Source organism: Aquabacterium sp. A08 (assembly GCF_011742065.1).
This window is the reverse complement of record NZ_JAAQQT010000188.1, coordinates 1-574: the sequence shown is the minus strand read 5'-3', so window position 1 is coordinate 574 and position 574 is coordinate 1. Positions and strand designations below refer to the sequence as shown.

Sequence of the window (574 nt, the reverse complement as noted above, 5' to 3'; positions counted from 1 at the left end):
GAAGCGCTTGCGCGCCTGCTCGTCGGTCATCAGGTCGACGTAGCGCTGGCGGTACTTGATTTCCTGGTCGTGGATGCCGTGGAACTTGTCCGGCAAGGGGCGCAGGCTCTTGGTCACCAGGCGCACCCGGTCCGCGTGGAGGGTCAGCTCGCCCATCTTGGTTTTGAACAGCACGCCCTCGGCCGCGACGATGTCACCCAGGTCCCAGTGCTTGAAGGCCTCCAGCACCTCGGCGCCCACGCTTTCCAGGTTCAGGTAGATCTGGATGCGGCCGCCGGACGGCCCGAAGGACGAGTCCTGCAACGTGGCGAAGCTGGCTTTGCCCATGACGCGCTTGAGCATCATGCGGCCGGCCACGCTGGCGCGCGCCTTCAGCGGCTCCAGCATTTCCTTGCTCATGCCGTCGTACTCGGCGAACAGGTCGGCCGCCTTGTGCTGCGGCTTGACGTCGTTCGGGAACGCCGGACCGGCGCCGGCGCGCTGCGCCTCGCGCAGGGCCTTGAGCTTCTCGCGGCGCTCGGCGATGAGGTGGTTGTCGTCGGTGACCGGGGCGGCGTGGGTGTCTGGCGTCATG

At 67.6% G+C, this 574-nt stretch carries 1 protein-coding gene; it reads right to left on the bottom strand.

Annotation, left to right across the window (positions count from 1 at the left end; all coding sequences use genetic code 11):
• Positions 1–573 (bottom strand): OB-fold nucleic acid binding domain-containing protein (locus HA630_RS26775; protein WP_243855316.1); only part of this gene is annotated, 573 nt, incomplete at its 3' end.
• Position 574: the final 1 nt, after the last annotated feature.